Below are 15018 nucleotides of genomic sequence, written 5' to 3' on the forward strand. Positions count from 1 at the left end.
GGCACGGTCGGCACGCAAGGGAGGGTGTCCATGTCCATGCTGAGCCGTCGATCCCTGTTGATGGGGACGGGTGCGATCGCGCTCGTCGCCGCGACCGGGTGCAGCGGAGGGGGTCCGGCCGCGCAGGCGCCGTCGACGACCCTGCGCGTCACGCTCGCCAACCACGTCTGGACCGAGAACGTGAAGAAGGCGATCCCCGAGTTCGAGAAGGCGACAGGCCTCAAGGTCGAACTCACCCAGCTGGCCGAGGACCAGCTGTCCGACCAGTACAACGTGAAGCTGAACGCGGGTACGTCCGAGATCGACGTCATGATGTACCGCCCGCTGCAGGAGGGTCGCCTGTTCGCGCAGAACAAGTACCTGGCCGATCTCAGCGCCAGGGCCAAGGGTGCCGCAGATTGGGCGCTGGCCGACTTCCAGGCCAGCCCGATGTCGGCGACGACCTACCAGGACAAGATCGTCGGCATCCCGATCATCACCGAGCGCGAGGTCCTCTACTACCGCAAGGACCTCCTTACCAAGCTCGGTATCGAGGTGCCCAAGACCTTGGAAGAGCTCGAGGCTGCAGCCAAGAAGATCAAGGAGTCCGAGGGCATCGCAGGCTTCGTGGCCCGCACCGGCAAGACCGCGGCCGTCACCCAGTTCTCGTCCTTCCTGTTCTCGATGGGCGGCGACTTCGTCGACGCGGCGGGCAAGGCAGCCGTCAACTCCGCCGAGGCAAAGTCGGCCTACGAGCTCTACGGACGCCTCATCCGGGAATACGGGCCAGCCAACGTTTCCACCGACATGAGCTGGCCCGAGGCCATGGCCGTGTTCACGCAGGGCCAGGCGGCCTTCTACACCGAGGCCGACTCCCTGTACAAGAACGCGACCGACCCGGCGAAGTCCAAGGTTTCCGACACGGTCGGCTTCGCGCAATTCCCGGCCGGTCCGGCCGGCTCCAAGCCCTACAACATCCCCTCGTGGGCGCTGGGCGTGAACGAAGCGTCGACCAACCAGGAGAACGCCTGGAAGTTCGTCGAGTGGGCCACCGGCAAGGAGCAGGTTCTCGCGCAGCAGAAGTCCGGCATCCCGGGCGCCCGCACGTCGGTGTGGGAGAGCGCTGACGGTACCGGCAGCTACCCCGACGACCTCGCCAAGGCCATCACCGATTCGGCCAAGGTCGGCGTCGACCACGACCGTCCGGTCGTCGCCCAGGTCGTCAAGGCCCGCGAGGCCGTCGGCCAGCCGATCGTCGACTCGATCACGGGCGGCGACGTCGCGGCCTCCGTCGAGAAGGCGCAGACCGCGTTCCAGAGCGTCCTCGACGCCGAGAAGAAGTAGTGCTCGACCGGGCGGAGGGGCCCCGGCCCCTCCGCCCCGGACCTGCCGTGAGGAGGACTCCCGTGCCCGCCACGACCACAGGCCCGCGACCGCAGTCGGCGTTCTCGCGCTGGGCCAACCGCCACCGCCGCTGGCTGTTCGCCGGCCCGGCGATGCTGTTCATCGCCGCCCTGATCATCTTCCCCATCATCTGGACGGCCTGGCTCAGCCTGACCGACGCCTCGGGCTCAGTTCGGGCCGAGGCGTCCTTCATTGGCTTGGAGAACTACGCCAAGGTGCTCACCGACACACAGCGCTTCTGGCCCGCCGTCGGCCGCACCGCCCTGTTCACCGGCGTGGTCCTGTTCTTCGAGATGCTGTTCGGGCTGTGCATCGCCCTGCTGTTGTGGCGTCCGTTCAAGGGTGAGAAGTGGGTCCGCGTCGCGATCCTGCTCCCGCTGGTCGCCACCCCCGTTGCCGTCGGCATGATGTGGCGGCTGATCTTCGACCCCAACATCGGGCCGATCAACAAGATCATCGGCGTGTTCGGCATCCCGCCCCAGCCCTGGTTGGCCGGCGAGGCGACCGCCTTGCCGACCACCATGTTTATGGACATCTGGCAGTGGACGCCCATGGTCGCCCTGATCCTGCTGGCCGGACTGACCTCGCTGTCGGACGAACCGTTCGAGGCCGCCCGTGTCGACGGGGCCAGTGCCTGGCAGACTTTCCGCTACATCACCGCGCCGATGCTCCGCACGACGATCATCGTCGCGCTGATGCTGCGCGGCATCGACGCGCTGAAGACCTTCGACATCCTGCTCGCAGCCAAGGGCAAGGGCGGCGGTTCGTTCAACGAGGTCGAGACGCTGAATCTCTACGGCTACGGCCTGAGCTTCGACTACAACGAGTACGGGGCCAGCTCGACCGTGCTCATCCTGTTCTTCGCCATCATCGTGGGAAGCATCTTCGTGCTCACCCGCAAGCGTGAGGAGGCTGCGCAATGATGATCACCAGCCCCGGCTACAAGGTCTTCCGATTTGCGGCACTGACGCTCATCGTGCTCGTGCTCGTGCTCCCCATCGTCTGGATGGTGCTGGCCGCCCTCAAGACCAACGTCGACATCTACGACGCCAGCAAGACGCTCATCTTCACACCGACGTTCGAGAACTTCGACAAGGTGTTCGCCCAGGGCAACTTCGGGCAGTACATCATCAACTCCGGCGTCATCGCCATTGCCGCCACCGGGCTGTCGCTGGTGCTCGGCGTCCCGGCGGCGTTCGCGATGTCGCGGTTCGTGATGAACAAGTCGGCGCTCGTGGTGCTGATGGCCCGCGTCATCCCCGGCGTCTCGCTGCTGGTCCCCTGGTACTACCTGTTCAGCCAGATGCGGCTGGTCGGCAGCTACTGGGTGCTGATCCTGTCGCACATGTTCGTGTCGCTGCCGCTGATCGTCTACATCATGATGGGCTTCTTCGACGGGCTCCCCGTCGAACTGGAGGAGTCCGGCGAGGTCGACGGCCTGACTCCCATCGGGTCGTTCTGGCACCTCATGCTGCCGCTGTCGACGCCTGGCATGGCGACGGCCGGGATCCTGTCGTTCATCTTCAGCTGGAACAACTTCATGTTCGCCCTCGTACTGTCGAGCGCGAGCACGAAGACCCTCCCGGTGGCGATCTACGACTTCATCGGCTACGCGGCCATCGATTGGGGCGCCCTGATGGCAGCCTCCACGGTGGTGACCGTGCCGATCATGGTCATCGCGCTGTTCACGCAGAAGTACATCGTGTCCGGGCTCACCGCCGGCGCGACCAAGGGGTGAGTTATGGAGACCATCGCCAGGGTCGAGACCTTCCTGGTCGCGCCCCGCTGGCTGTTCGTCCGCATCGAGACCTCCGGGGGGCTCGTCGGGTGGGGTGAGGCGTCCTGTGAGGGGCGTTCAGAGACCGTGCGCACGGCGGTGCACCAGCTCGCCGAGCTGATCGTGGGCCAGGACCCGTTCCGCATCGAGGACCACTGGCAGGTGATGGCCAAGGGGTCCTTCTACCGCCACGGGATCATCCTGGGCTCGGCCGTCGCCGGCATCGACCAGGCACTGTGGGACCTGCTGGGCAAGTCGCTGGGCGTCCCCGTGCACGTGCTGCTGGGCGGGCCGGTGCGCGACCGGATCCGCGTGTACGCGTGGGTGGGCGGTGACGAGCCCGACGAGGTCGCCGACCAGGTGTCCGCGCAGGTGGAGGCCGGTATGACGGCGGTGAAGATGAACGCGTCGGGGCGCATGGCCCCCGTTGCGACCCGCGCCGCCCTGGCCGGGGTCGAACGCCGGGTCGCGGCCGCGCGCGAGGTGCTGGGTGACGACCGCGACGTGGCCGTCGACCTGCACGGCCGGTTCACGCTCGCCGACGCGCGACGGGTCGCGCCCATCATCGAGCCCTACCACCCGTTCTTCATCGAGGAACCGCTCGTGCCCGAGAACAGCCACCTCATCGGGCAGGTGGTGCAGAGCACGACCGTGCCCATCTCGACCGGGGAGCGGCTCTACAACCGCCAGGAGTTCCTGCCGGTCCTCCAGGCCGGGGTCGCAGTGGTGCAGCCCGACCTGTCGCACGCGGGCGGCATCTCCGAGGTGCGGCGCATCGCGTCGCTGGCCGAGACGTTCGACGCTCATCTCGCCCCGCACTGCCCGCTGGGGCCCCTTGCGCTGGCGTCCAGCCTGCAGGTGGGCTTCGCGGCCCCCAACCACCTCATCCAGGAGCAGAGCATCGGCATCCACTACAACGAGGGTGCCGAGGTGCTCGACTACGTCGCCGACACCGCGCCGCTGGCGTTCGTCGACGGTCACGTCGAACGCCTGATGGGTCCAGGCCTGGGCGTCGACATCGACGAGGACGCCGTGCGGGCGGCCGACAAACGCGGACACGCGTGGCGCAACCCGGTCTGGCGGCACACCGACGGCTCGTTCGCAGAATGGTGAGGAATGCTGAAGATGGATCTGTTGTCGTTGCTGCGCGCCCATCGGGTCGTCGGCATCATCCGAGGCTCGTCGCCTGAGGCGGCCGTTGCGGCGGGTGAGGTGCTGGTGGGGGCGGGCGTCCCCTTGATCGAGGTGTCGCTGGTCACGCCGGGGGCGCTGGAGGCGATCACCGCGCTCGCGCAGGTGCCCGGCTGCCTGATCGGGGCCGGGACCGTGATCACCGAGTTCGATGCCGAGGCGGCCGTCGAGGCGGGGGCAAGGTTCCTTGTGACGCCCGCGCTGACGCCCGGCATCGCCGCGGGCTCGAGCCTGGGCGTCCCGGTGCTCGGTGGTGCCCAGACGGCCACCGAAGCCCTCGACGCCCTGGCGTTGGGGGCCACCGCGGTCAAGCTGTTCCCGGCTTCGGTCGGCGGCCCGGGTTACCTCAAGGCCCTGCGCGACCCCTTCCCGCAGGTGCCGTTCGTGCCCGTCGGTGGGGTGGATCTCGACCGCGCCCGCGAGTACCTCCGCGTCGGAGCGGTGGCGGTCGGCGTCGGCGGTCCTCTGGTCGGGAATGCCGCAGGCGGCGGGTCGCTCGACGCCCTCGCCGAGCGGGCGGCCGCGTTCGCCGGGCTCGCCGCGGAGTTCGCGTGACCGACCTGCTGACCGTGGGCGAGGCGCTGGTCTCCTTCCGGACGCCGCGCATCGCGGCCGGCTGGACGCCCTCGGCCCACGTCGCCGGAGCCGAGTCGAATGTGGCGATCGGGCTCGCCCGGTGGGGGCACAGTGCTCGCTGGGTGGGTCGGGTCAGCGCCGATTCCCTGGGGGACTGGGTGCTCGCCACTCTGGCGGGTGAAGGGGTCGACACCTCCTTCGCCGTCCGGGACGCCGCCCCGGCCGGGGTGATGGTGCTCGAGTCGCCGGCCGACCATGCCCGCCGGGTCACCTATGTCCGGACTGGCTCGGCCGGATCCCGGTTGGCCGCGGGCGACGTGCTGGCCGCGCTGCCGGGGTGCCGACGCGTCCACCTCACGGGCGTGACGATGGCACTGTCGGATTCGGCGGGCGAGGCGTGCCTGGCCTTGGCCCGTGCCGCCCACGCCGAGGGCGTCCCGGTGTCGTTGGACGTCAACCACCGCCCCGCCCTGTGGTCGGAGGACGCGGCGCGAGCCGCCCTCGTGCCACTGATGCCGTACGTGTCGGTGCTCATCGCCTCGGAGGAGGAACTGCCGCTCGTCGAGGCGTCCGCGGCCGCGGCGGTGGACGAACTGGTGGTGAAGCGGGGCGAGCGGGGGGCGTCAGTGTTCTGGGCGGGACGCGAGGCGCACATGCCCGCGCGCAAGATCGAGGTGGTCGACGTGATCGGTGCCGGCGACGCCCTGTGCGCCGGCTACCTGTCCGGACGCTTGGACGGGCTCGACCCCGGAGCCGCGCTGGCGCGGGGCGTTGATGTCGCCGCGGCGTGCGTGGGGAGTGCGGGGGACTGGGAGGGTCTGCCCCACCGACACGTGGATTAGGGGCCAAAAAGTGGAATACTGAGGGCGTAAATAAAGTTGAGTCTGACGTACTCAACTTATGTTCTCCACAGGAGGAACGCCCCGCATGGACACTGCGAAACTCACCACGAAGAGCCGAGACGCCGTCAGCGCCGCCCTGCGCAACGCTCTGACCGCCGGCAGCCCGAACGCCGAGCCGAGCCACCTGCTGCACGCGCTGCTGATGGTGCCCGACAACACCGTCGGGGCGCTGCTGTCGGCCGTCGGCGCAGACCCGGCCGCCATCGACGCGGCTGCGGTGGCGGCGATCAAGAAGCTGCCCTCCTCGACCGGGTCGAGCGTGCAGCAGCCCCAGCTGTCGGGTTCGTTCGCCCGCGTGCTCGCCGACGCCGAGACCCGCGCCGAGCAGATGGGCGACGACTTCGTCGCGACCGAGCACCTGCTCATCGCGCTGGCGTCCGTCGCCTCGGACGCCCAGCCGATCCTGGCGAAGGTCACCACGCCCGAGCAGCTCACCGAGGCGTTCAACGCCGCCCGCGGCGGCAAGCGGGTCACCTCGGCCGAGTCCGAGGGCGGCGAGTCGGCCCTGGAGAAGTACTCGGTCGACCTCACCGAGCGCGCCCGCGAGGGCAAGCTCGACCCGGTGATCGGTCGCGACTCCGAGATCCGCCGCGTCGTGCAGGTGCTGAGCCGCCGCACGAAGAACAACCCCGTCCTCATCGGCGAGCCCGGCGTCGGCAAGACCGCCGTCGTCGAGGGCCTCGCCCAGCGCGTGGTCGCCGGCGACGTGCCCGACTCGCTCAAGGGCCGCCGGGTCGTCTCGCTCGACCTGGCCAGCATGGTCGCGGGCGCCAAGTACCGCGGCGAGTTCGAGGAGCGGCTCAAGGCCGTCCTCAACGAGATCAAGGAGTCCGAGGGCCAGGTCGTCACGTTCATCGACGAGCTGCACACCGTCGTCGGCGCGGGTGCGTCCGGCGAGGGCGCCATGGATGCCGGCAACATGCTCAAGCCCATGCTCGCCCGCGGCGAGCTGCGCATGATCGGTGCCACCACCCTGGACGAGTACCGCGAGCGCATCGAGAAGGACCCGGCGCTGGAGCGCCGCTTCCAGCAGGTGTTCGTGGGGGAGCCGTCGGTGGAGGACACCATCGCCATCCTGCGCGGCCTGCGCGAGCGCTACGAGGCACACCACAAGGTGCGCATCACCGACGGCGCCCTGGTCGCCGCCGCCCAGCTCTCGAACCGCTACATCACCAGCCGCCAGCTGCCCGACAAGGCGATCGACCTGATCGACGAGGCCGCCTCGCGCCTGCGGATGGAGATCGACTCCAGCCCGGAGGAGATCGACCAGCTGCGCCGCACCATCGACCGCATGACGATGGAGCAGTTCGCGCTCGACAAGGAGCAGGACGCCGCGAGCACCGAGCGGCGCGAGCGGCTGGCGTCCGAGCTGGCCGACGCGCAGGAGACGCTACGCGGTCTGGAAGCTCGCTGGGAGTCGGAGAAGCAGGGCCTCAACCGGGTCGGCGACATCAAGACCGAGATCGACCACCTGCGCGCCGAGGCCGAGCGGGCCCAGCGCGAGGGCGACCTGACCACGGCGTCCGAGATCCTCTACGGCCGCATCCCCGGCCTGGAGGCCGAGCTGGAGAAGGCGTCCGAGGAGGACGCCAGCCGCGTGCCGATGGTGGCCGAAGAGGTCTCGGCCAACGACATCGCCGAGGTGGTGTCGGCGTGGACCGGCATCCCCGTCGGCAAGATGCTGCAGGGCGACGCCGAGAAGCTGCTGTCGATGGAGTCCCACCTCGGTGAGCGCCTCATCGGGCAGCGCGAGGCCGTGCGGGCCGTCTCGGACGCCGTGCGCCGCTCGCGGGCCGGCATCTCCGACCCGAACCGCCCGACCGGTTCGTTCCTGTTCCTGGGCCCCACGGGCGTGGGCAAGACCGAGCTGGCCAAGTCGCTGGCGGACTTCCTGTTCGACGACGAGCGCGCCATGGTGCGCATCGACATGAGCGAGTACGGCGAGAAGCACACCGTCTCGCGTCTCGTCGGTGCCCCTCCGGGCTACGTCGGCTACGAGGAGGGCGGCCAGCTCACCGAGGCCGTGCGCCGGCGTCCGTACTCGGTGGTGCTGCTCGACGAGGTCGAGAAGGCGCACCCGGACGTGTTCAACATCCTGCTCCAGGTGCTCGACGACGGGCGCCTGACCGACGGGCAGGGCCGCACGGTCGACTTCCGCAACGTGATCCTGATCATGACCTCGAACCTCGGCTCGCAGTTCCTCGCGGACCCGAACCTGCAGCCCGAGACCAAGCACGAGGCCGTGATGGGCGTGGTGCGCCAGGCCTTCAAGCCGGAGTTCCTGAACCGGCTCGACGACGTGGTCATGTTCGACCCGCTGAGCCAGGACGACCTGACGCACATCGTGGGCATCCAGCTCGCGCGCGTCGCGGCCAGGCTCTCCGACCGCCGGATCACCCTCGAGGTCACCGACGCGGGCAAGGCGTGGCTCGCCGCGACCGGCTTCGACCCGGTCTACGGCGCGCGCCCGCTCAAGCGGCTCATCCAGACGACCATCGAGGACGCCCTCGCCCGCCGCATGCTGGCCGGGGAGCTCCACGACGGCCAGACGGTGACGTTCGACGTGGACGCCGACGGCTCGGGCCTGGTCGTGCGCGACTGACGCGAACGCCCCGCACCATCGACACTCGACCCCTCCCGGAACGCCTCCGCGAGGGGTCGAGTGTCGTTCCTGCGGTTGTCCACAGGGTGGGCGGCGAGTTCTTCTGCGTTGCTGCGCGTCCTGCTGGGATGGTTCCCATGCACCCCCAGCTGGCTCACGAACTCGACCGCGCCCACGGCCTCCTCGATCGGCGCAAGCACCCGGGTCTGCGCCACCAGGTCGACCATGCCGTGCGGCAGGGGCTGTTGGTGCGGGTCCTGCCCAACATCTACGCCCGACCCGACCACGCCGACAGCCTGGAGACGCGGGCGCGGGCGGTATGCCTGTCCGACCCGGACGCCGTGGTCACCGGTCGCGCCGCCGCCGAGATCGGGGGCTGGACCGACCTAGGCCGCCCCACGGCGCTCGACGTCGCCACGCCGCGGGTGCACGACGCCTGGCGGGGCGTGCGCCTCGAACGGCGCCGGGTGCCGCGGGGTCTGGTCCGCACGGTCGACGGGGTGCGCATCACCACCTTCCCGCTGACGGCGCTCGACCTCGCACTGCGCGAGGGCCCGGCGCGGCTCGACGATGCGCTCCGGCGCGGGATCGAGCTGGACCGGATCCGGGAGGCCCTGACCGCGACCCCGCGGCGGCGAGGGTACGCCGGCCTGCGTCGCGAGCTCGACCTCGTGCGCGACCGGCCCTGGTCGCGGCTCGAGTGCGCCGCCCACGAGCTGTTGCGGGGCGCCTCGATCACGGGTTGGCGCGCCAACCGGGCCATCCTCGCCGGCCCGGGGGAGCGGGTCGGCTACGGCGACCTCGTGTTCGAGGACCTGTGGCTGGTCGTCGAGCTCGACGGGTCCGGGTATCACTCCGAGGATGGGGACGCCACGCGCGACAAGGTGCGTGACCTGCGCTTGGCGCGCCTGGGCTGGGAGGTGGTGCGCCTAGGGCGTGTCGCGTAACTGATTTGGGTGGTGGGGGTCAGGGTTGTCTTTGTGACCAGGAGTCCTCAGTTCAGTGACGAGATGTGGGCGCGGATTGAGCCGTTGATGCCGCGTGGGGGCGCGAAGGGCGGCCGTCCGTGGAATGACCACCGGCGGACGGTGGAGGGCATCTGTTGGCGGTTGCGGACGGGGTCGCCGTGGCGGGACGTGCCGGCCGAGTTCGGATCGTGGTCGAGCTTGTGGCGCCGCTTCAACGCGTGGGCCCAGGACGGTACCTGGGACAAGATCCTCACCGCCATCGCCGGTTCACCGGAGGCAGAAGGTCTGGTCGCGGTGGTGGACGGCACGATCGTGCGGGCCCACAAGCACGCTGCCGGCGCCCGAAAAGGGGGATCCACCGAACTACAAGAATCCTCGGGCCGAACCAGCTGATCACGCCTTGGGGCACTCCCGTGGCGGGTGGACGACGAAGTCCCACGCCCTGGTCGACGCCTCCGGTCACCTGTGCTCGCTGGTGGTCACCCCGGGTCAGGCCGGTGAGAACCCCCGCCTGTTGGATGTGATCGATCTTGCCCCTCACCGGGTTGTCCGGGTGGTCGCGGACAAGGCCTACTCCCATCCCTCGACCCGAACCGAGCTCCGGCGGCGAAGGATCAAGGTGACCATCCCCGAACGCTCCGACCAGATCGCCCGTCGCAAGGCCAAGGGCAGCCGCGGCGGTCGCCCACCTGCCTTCGATCCCACCATCTACAAGGGCAGGAACGTGGTGGAACGCTTCTTCAACCGGATCAAGGAGTTCCGCGCCATCGCCACCCGCTACGACAAACTCGCTCGCAACTACCGCGCCGGCCTCGTCCTGGCCAGCACCATCATCTGCCTACGAGACCAGTTACGCGACACGCCCTAGGCAGTGAGGTCGTGTTCAAGACCCCCGAGGAGTTCGTCGCCATCGTCCGTGACCTGGTGCGGACGCGGCAACGGAGGCTGCCGAAACCCGCAGGACCGACACTCGACGGGTCGGTGCGGGCCTCCGGAGTCGGTGGACTGTAGGTAGTGCGGGTCCGCGAGAAGCACGGACGCCGTGGGCCCGGCGAGGTGGGCCCACGGCGTCCGTGGTTCGAGGAGGATCAGACGGTCTCGAGCGCGGGCTCGGGGGCCGGGTCGCGCACGGGCTCGGTCCTGGCGAACAGCTTGCGGTCGAGGCGGCGGAGCACCTGGATGGTGCGGGCCTGCAGGGCCGCGACCACGAGCAGCAGCGCGATGTGCGGGACCGACCACAACGCGATGACGTCGGTCTTCACCAGGCCCCAGTGGATGAAGAACATGCCGAGCACCGCCGCGGCGACGCCGGGGCAGACCAGGCCGTAGCTGGGCACGCTGCCCCTCTCGCCCCACACGAACTGCGCGAAGTAGCCCTGCTTGCGCATGACGGCCCAGCCGATCGCGCCCATGAGGACCTGTCCCGAGACCAGCAGCGTGAGCACGATGAAGGCCAGCACCGGCGGCAGCTTGGTGCCCAGCAGGTTGTGGCTGATGCCCGACCCCACGCGGATGAACGTGATGCCGACCAGGGTGAGGATCGGGATGCCCATCCACAGGGTGGGTCCGGCCTCGAGCGCCAATCCCTTGCGCAGGATGGCGGCGAAGCTGACGGGCAGCTTGACGAGGATCCACGCGGCGGTGGCGGTCAGGAAGAGGAGGGCACCGATGATGCCGAGCACCGAGGTTGCCAGCACCTTGCTCATCGCGGCCGATGCACCGAAGCCGACGGCGATCATCGAGAAGGCGAAGGCAGGCAGGAGCTGGGAGAAGTGGTTGGTGTCCTCGACGTCGAAGCCCTTGTGGGCGATCAGGCGGGAGAGGTAGCGGCCGAACCAGGCCAAGGCGAGCGCGGCGATCGCGCCGAACGCGAGCAGGGCGACCGGGAAGGCGTACTCCACGACGCCCCACAGGCCGGGCACGCCGAGCGCGCCGAGGATGAACAGCACGTTCACGGTCATGGCCAGCGTGAGGGGAACGGCCATGAGGGTCACCTCGCCGTTGCCCTGCAGGAACGAGGCGTAGCCGGGGCTGCGGCGGAAGGCGGACAGGGCGCGCAGGTTGGCGGCCAGCACCACGAGGTGGCGCACGGCGAACCACGCGACCCCTACCAGGGCGAGGGTGGTCATCACCTGCAGGCCGAGGCCCTGGGTCGTGTAGACGGCCACCAGCGACTCGAAGGTCGGGACGGGGGTGTCGGGGTGGGGGATGAGGAACATCAGGTACATGAAGAACGAGACCGACAGGCCGCCGTTTCCGAGTGCGGCGAGGAAGTACAGCGGTCGGTAGTCCTGGGCGAAGCGAGGCATCGTCGGGGCTCCTGGGATCGTTGCTTGGTCGTTGACGCGGCGATACCCCCGGGGGTATCAACAGAGTGACCTTAGCAAATACCCCCGGGGGTATCGAATCCATCGTAGCGTGTGCCCGCACCACCGACACTCGACCCCTCCCGGAGCGCCTCTGGGAGGGGTCGAGTGTCGGTCCTGCGGGTCCTAGTCCTGGGTGAAGTCGATCACCACGCGACGATTGCGGGCGCGGTTCTCCTCGGAGTCGTTGGGGTGGGCGGGGATCGCCTCGCCGTGGCCCACCACGGTGATCCGGTCCGCCGGGACGCCGTGGCGGGTCAGGTGGTCGGCCACGGCCCGCGCCCGCGCCTCGGACAGTGCCTGGTTGCCCGCGTCCGGGCCGGTGTCGTCGGTGTGGCCCTCCACCTTCACGGGGCCGTTGAAGCCCTTCGCGCGGGCATCGGCCAGGATCGCATCCAGGGTCTCGCCGGCCGCGGGCAGCAGCACGGACTCGTTGTACGCGAACAGGACGCTCTCGGAGGCCTGGTAAGAGACCGTCTCGCTCCCGCGAGCAGCGTCCACGCCCTCGGAGAGACGCTCGTAGGGCAGCGACTCGGCGGGCACCGACTGCGAGGGCAAGGACACCGCCGGGACACTCATGGAGGGGACCGACGCGGCCGGGACGCTCTCGCGGCCCTCCACGGCTGCGCTGCGGATGGCGCCCGAGCGGATCAGGCCGCTGCGGATGAGCCCGCTGCGGATGACCCCGCTGGTCGAGGTCTCGCGCACGATCTGGCACTTCTGTTCCACCGACCCGCCTCGACGACCCGGGCCTCGACCTCGCGGCCCGGCACCTCCTTGACCGTGCCGTTGGGCTGGACGACCCGGAAACCGGGCACGCGCACCGCGGGGATCCAGGCCGGGGAGAACTCGATCTTCGCCAGGCAGCCGGCCGGGGCGTCGTGGCGCACGACGCAGCCGGCCTCGGCGACCGTGGCGGGGATCCGCACCGCCGGCACCTCGATGGCCTCGACCTCGATCGACCCCGCGCGTGCGGCGGGGACGCTGGTGCCCTCCACGTCCACTGCCGGGATGGGGATGTCGGGGAGGTCCTCGACCGTCTTCCCCGGCCCGGGCGCGCACACGGCACGGACCCGCTCGACCACGTCCTGGGGCACGCCGAGCGTGGACGCCTCCCCGGCCGGGGCGGCCGAGGCAGGCGATCCGTCGGCGGAGGGGGAAGCGGTCGGCGACGCGGCCGTCGGGGGAGGCGAGGCGGGGACCGAGGCGTCCGGGGTGGGGGACGGGGTCGGCGCGTCCGGGCCCGTACAGGCGGCCAACGCGAAGGGGGCGAGCGTGGCGAGGACGAACGCACGGTGGCGCGGCTGTCGAGACATGGTGGCGGGGTTCCCTCCTGGTCTCGGCCCGTCCATCCTGCCATGGGCCTCCCGCCGGGGCCCGCGGCTGGCTAGGGTCGTCGGTGTAGAACTCGACGACGAGGAGGCCCGCATGCCGTACGTGACGATCCCCGGTGACACCGACCTGCAGCTGTACTACGAGGACTTCGGCGGCGACGGACGCCCCGTCGTGCTGATCCATGGCTGGCCGCTCTCGGGCGAGGCATGGGCCGCGCAGGTGCCCGCCCTGGTGGACGCCGGCTACCGCGCCATCACCTACGACCGCCGCGGCTTCGGCCGTTCCGACAAGGCCCCCGACGGCTACGAGTACGACACGCTGGCCTCCGACCTCAACGAGCTGATGACCCAGCTCGACCTCACCGACGCGGTCATCGTCGGCTTCTCGATGGGCGGCGGCGAGGTCGCCCGCTACATCGGCACCTACGGCGAGTCGCGCGTGGCTGGCGCCGTGCTCGCGGCCGCGATCACGCCCGCGCTGTGCATCACCGACGACAACCCCGACGGCGGCATGCCGATGGAGGGCTTCGCCGGCCTGCGCGACGAGTGCCGCGGCGACCGGCAGGGGTTCCTGGAGAAGTTCATGACCTGGTTCTTCAGCAACCCCTCGGAGCTCACGATCACCGAGGACCAGTTCCGTGACGTGATCCGCATCACCGGGCAGGGCGCGGACAAGGCGCTGCAGGACACGATCATCGCGTGGGCGACCGACTTCCGCGACGACGTGGCGAAGTTCACCGTCCCGACGCTGGTGATCCACGGCGACTCCGACAACAACGTGCCGTTCCCGCCGTCGGGCAAGCGCTCGGCGGAGATGATCCCGGGCGCGCGCCTGCACGTCGTCGCGGGCGGCCCCCACGGCATCAACACCTCCCACGCCGACGAGTTCAACCGGGTGCTGCTGGAGTTCCTGGGCTCGCTCTGAGCGCCGAGGGCTTGAGTTTTTGACGCCGAGGGCTTGAGTTTTCAACGCCGAGGGCTTGGGTTTGGGACCGAACCCAAGCCCTCGACCCGTAAAACCCAAGCCCTCGGCGCTGGGCGCGCTAGCGTCAGGTCCATGCAGGCACACGTGGAGGCGGACCCGTTCCATCCGGGGGCGTTCCGCGTGGTCGCCGGGCTCACATCGCAGTCGTGGGTCGACACCGCGGACCCACTGCGCATCGAGTTCGAGTACGTGCAGCGGGTTGTCGAGGCCCTCGACGCCACGGTCCTCACCCGCCCGGTCGGTGAACCCATGCGGATCGTCCACCTCGGCGGTGGCGGGTTGACGATCCCGCGCTACGTGGCGGCGCGGCGTCCGGGCACGCAACAGGTCGTCTGCGAGCCTGACGGCGACCTCGTCGACGAGGTGCGCCGGCTGATGCCGCTGCCGCCGCGCTCCGGCATCCGCGTGCGCGTCACGCCCGGTCGCGAGGGCCTCCAAGCCATGCCGCCGAACTACTTCGACGCGCTCGTCCTCGATGCCTTCGAGGGACCCCGCGTGCCCGAGTCCCTGGCCACGGCCGACTTCCTCGACGAGGTGGCCGCGCGCCGGCGTCCGGGTGCGGTGTTCGTCGCGAACGTGACCGACCGGGCCCCCTTCGCGTGGGCGCGGCGGTTCGGGGCCGCGGTGAGGGACGTGCACCGCTCGATGCTGGTCAGCGCCGAGACCGCGGTCTGGAAGGGACGCCGGTTCGGCAACCTCGTGTTCGTCGCCGCCGACGGACCCCTGCCCGCGACGGACCTGTCCCGGCACGCGGCCCGCGCCGCCTTCCCCTACCGCTACCTGACCGGCCGGGAGGTGGCCGACTGGATCGGCGGCGCCGAACCCTTCTCGGACGCCGAGCCGCAGCCCTCGCCCGTCCCACGCCGGGGCACCTGGTTCAGCTGACCCGACGCGTGGGGAGTGCTCCCCTGTGGAAGGCGGGCAGTCGGGGGTC

The 15018-nt window shown here is 70.1% G+C and carries 13 protein-coding genes and 1 pseudogene; 11 read left to right on the top strand and 3 right to left on the bottom strand.

The window, feature by feature from the left end:
* Positions 1-30 precede the first annotated feature (30 nt).
* The 9 genes and pseudogenes from J4N02_RS04125 (at position 31) to J4N02_RS04165 (ending at position 10267) form a co-directional block, all read left to right on the top strand.
* Positions 31-1323, top strand: a complete 1293-nt coding sequence (locus J4N02_RS04125) for an ABC transporter substrate-binding protein (RefSeq protein WP_188334732.1) — start codon at positions 31-33, stop codon at positions 1321-1323.
* Positions 1324-1385: 62 nt separating this feature from the next.
* Positions 1386-2306, top strand: a complete 921-nt coding sequence (locus tag J4N02_RS04130) for a carbohydrate ABC transporter permease (RefSeq protein WP_208091124.1) — start codon at positions 1386-1388, stop codon at positions 2304-2306.
* Positions 2306-3121 (top strand): carbohydrate ABC transporter permease, encoded by an 816-nt coding sequence (locus J4N02_RS04135; RefSeq protein ID WP_188334733.1) that lies wholly within the window; start codon positions 2306-2308, stop codon positions 3119-3121. The genes J4N02_RS04130 and J4N02_RS04135 overlap by 1 nt, the downstream gene beginning before the upstream one ends.
* Before the next feature lie 3 nt (positions 3122-3124).
* Positions 3125-4273, top strand: coding sequence for a galactonate dehydratase (gene dgoD / locus J4N02_RS04140; protein ID WP_188334734.1), 1149 nt, complete (start codon positions 3125-3127; stop codon positions 4271-4273).
* Positions 4274-4276: 3 nt separating this feature from the next.
* Positions 4277-4906 (top strand): bifunctional 4-hydroxy-2-oxoglutarate aldolase/2-dehydro-3-deoxy-phosphogluconate aldolase, encoded by a 630-nt coding sequence (locus tag J4N02_RS04145; protein WP_223202747.1) that lies wholly within the window; start codon positions 4277-4279, stop codon positions 4904-4906.
* Positions 4903-5769, top strand: coding sequence for a sugar kinase (locus J4N02_RS04150; protein WP_188334735.1), 867 nt, complete (start codon positions 4903-4905; stop codon positions 5767-5769). The genes J4N02_RS04145 and J4N02_RS04150 overlap by 4 nt, the downstream gene beginning before the upstream one ends.
* A gap of 85 nt (positions 5770-5854) precedes the next feature.
* Positions 5855-8431, top strand: a complete 2577-nt coding sequence (clpB, locus tag J4N02_RS04155) for an ATP-dependent chaperone ClpB (RefSeq protein WP_188334736.1) — start codon at positions 5855-5857, stop codon at positions 8429-8431.
* A 137-nt stretch (positions 8432-8568) separates the two neighbouring features.
* On the top strand, positions 8569-9378 hold the full coding sequence (locus J4N02_RS04160; protein WP_188334737.1) for a DUF559 domain-containing protein: 810 nt from the start codon (positions 8569-8571) through the stop codon (positions 9376-9378).
* A 33-nt stretch (positions 9379-9411) separates the two neighbouring features.
* Positions 9412-10267: pseudogene (locus tag J4N02_RS04165) on the top strand (IS5 family transposase).
* A 220-nt stretch (positions 10268-10487) separates the two neighbouring features.
* Here the strand turns inward: J4N02_RS04165 and J4N02_RS04170 are convergent.
* The 3 genes from J4N02_RS04170 to J4N02_RS04180 form a co-directional block, all read right to left on the bottom strand.
* Positions 10488-11708 (bottom strand): TsoY family (seleno)protein, encoded by a 1221-nt coding sequence (locus tag J4N02_RS04170; RefSeq protein ID WP_182814344.1) that lies wholly within the window; start codon positions 11706-11708, stop codon positions 10488-10490.
* A 183-nt stretch (positions 11709-11891) separates the two neighbouring features.
* On the bottom strand, positions 11892-12473 hold the full coding sequence (locus J4N02_RS04175) for an OmpA family protein (RefSeq protein ID WP_208091125.1): 582 nt from the start codon (positions 12471-12473) through the stop codon (positions 11892-11894).
* Positions 12416-13081: a hypothetical protein gene (locus J4N02_RS04180; RefSeq protein ID WP_188332505.1), complete on the bottom strand. Its 666-nt coding sequence runs from the start codon at positions 13079-13081 to the stop codon at positions 12416-12418. Before J4N02_RS04180 ends, J4N02_RS04175 begins: the two co-directional genes overlap by 58 nt.
* Positions 13082-13193: 112 nt before the next feature.
* On the opposite strand from J4N02_RS04180, the gene J4N02_RS04185 reads away from it, so the two are divergent.
* Positions 13194-14024, top strand: coding sequence for an alpha/beta fold hydrolase (locus J4N02_RS04185; RefSeq protein WP_188332506.1), 831 nt, complete (start codon positions 13194-13196; stop codon positions 14022-14024).
* Positions 14025-14156: 132 nt separating this feature from the next.
* A complete protein-coding gene (locus J4N02_RS04190) occupies positions 14157-14969 on the top strand; it encodes a spermidine synthase (protein ID WP_188332507.1) in 813 nt (270 codons plus the stop codon).
* Positions 14970-15018 lie beyond the last annotated feature (49 nt).

The sequence above is a fragment of the Propioniciclava sp. MC1595 genome (assembly GCF_017569205.1).
Classification (GTDB): Bacteria; Actinomycetota; Actinomycetes; order Propionibacteriales; family Propionibacteriaceae; genus Propioniciclava.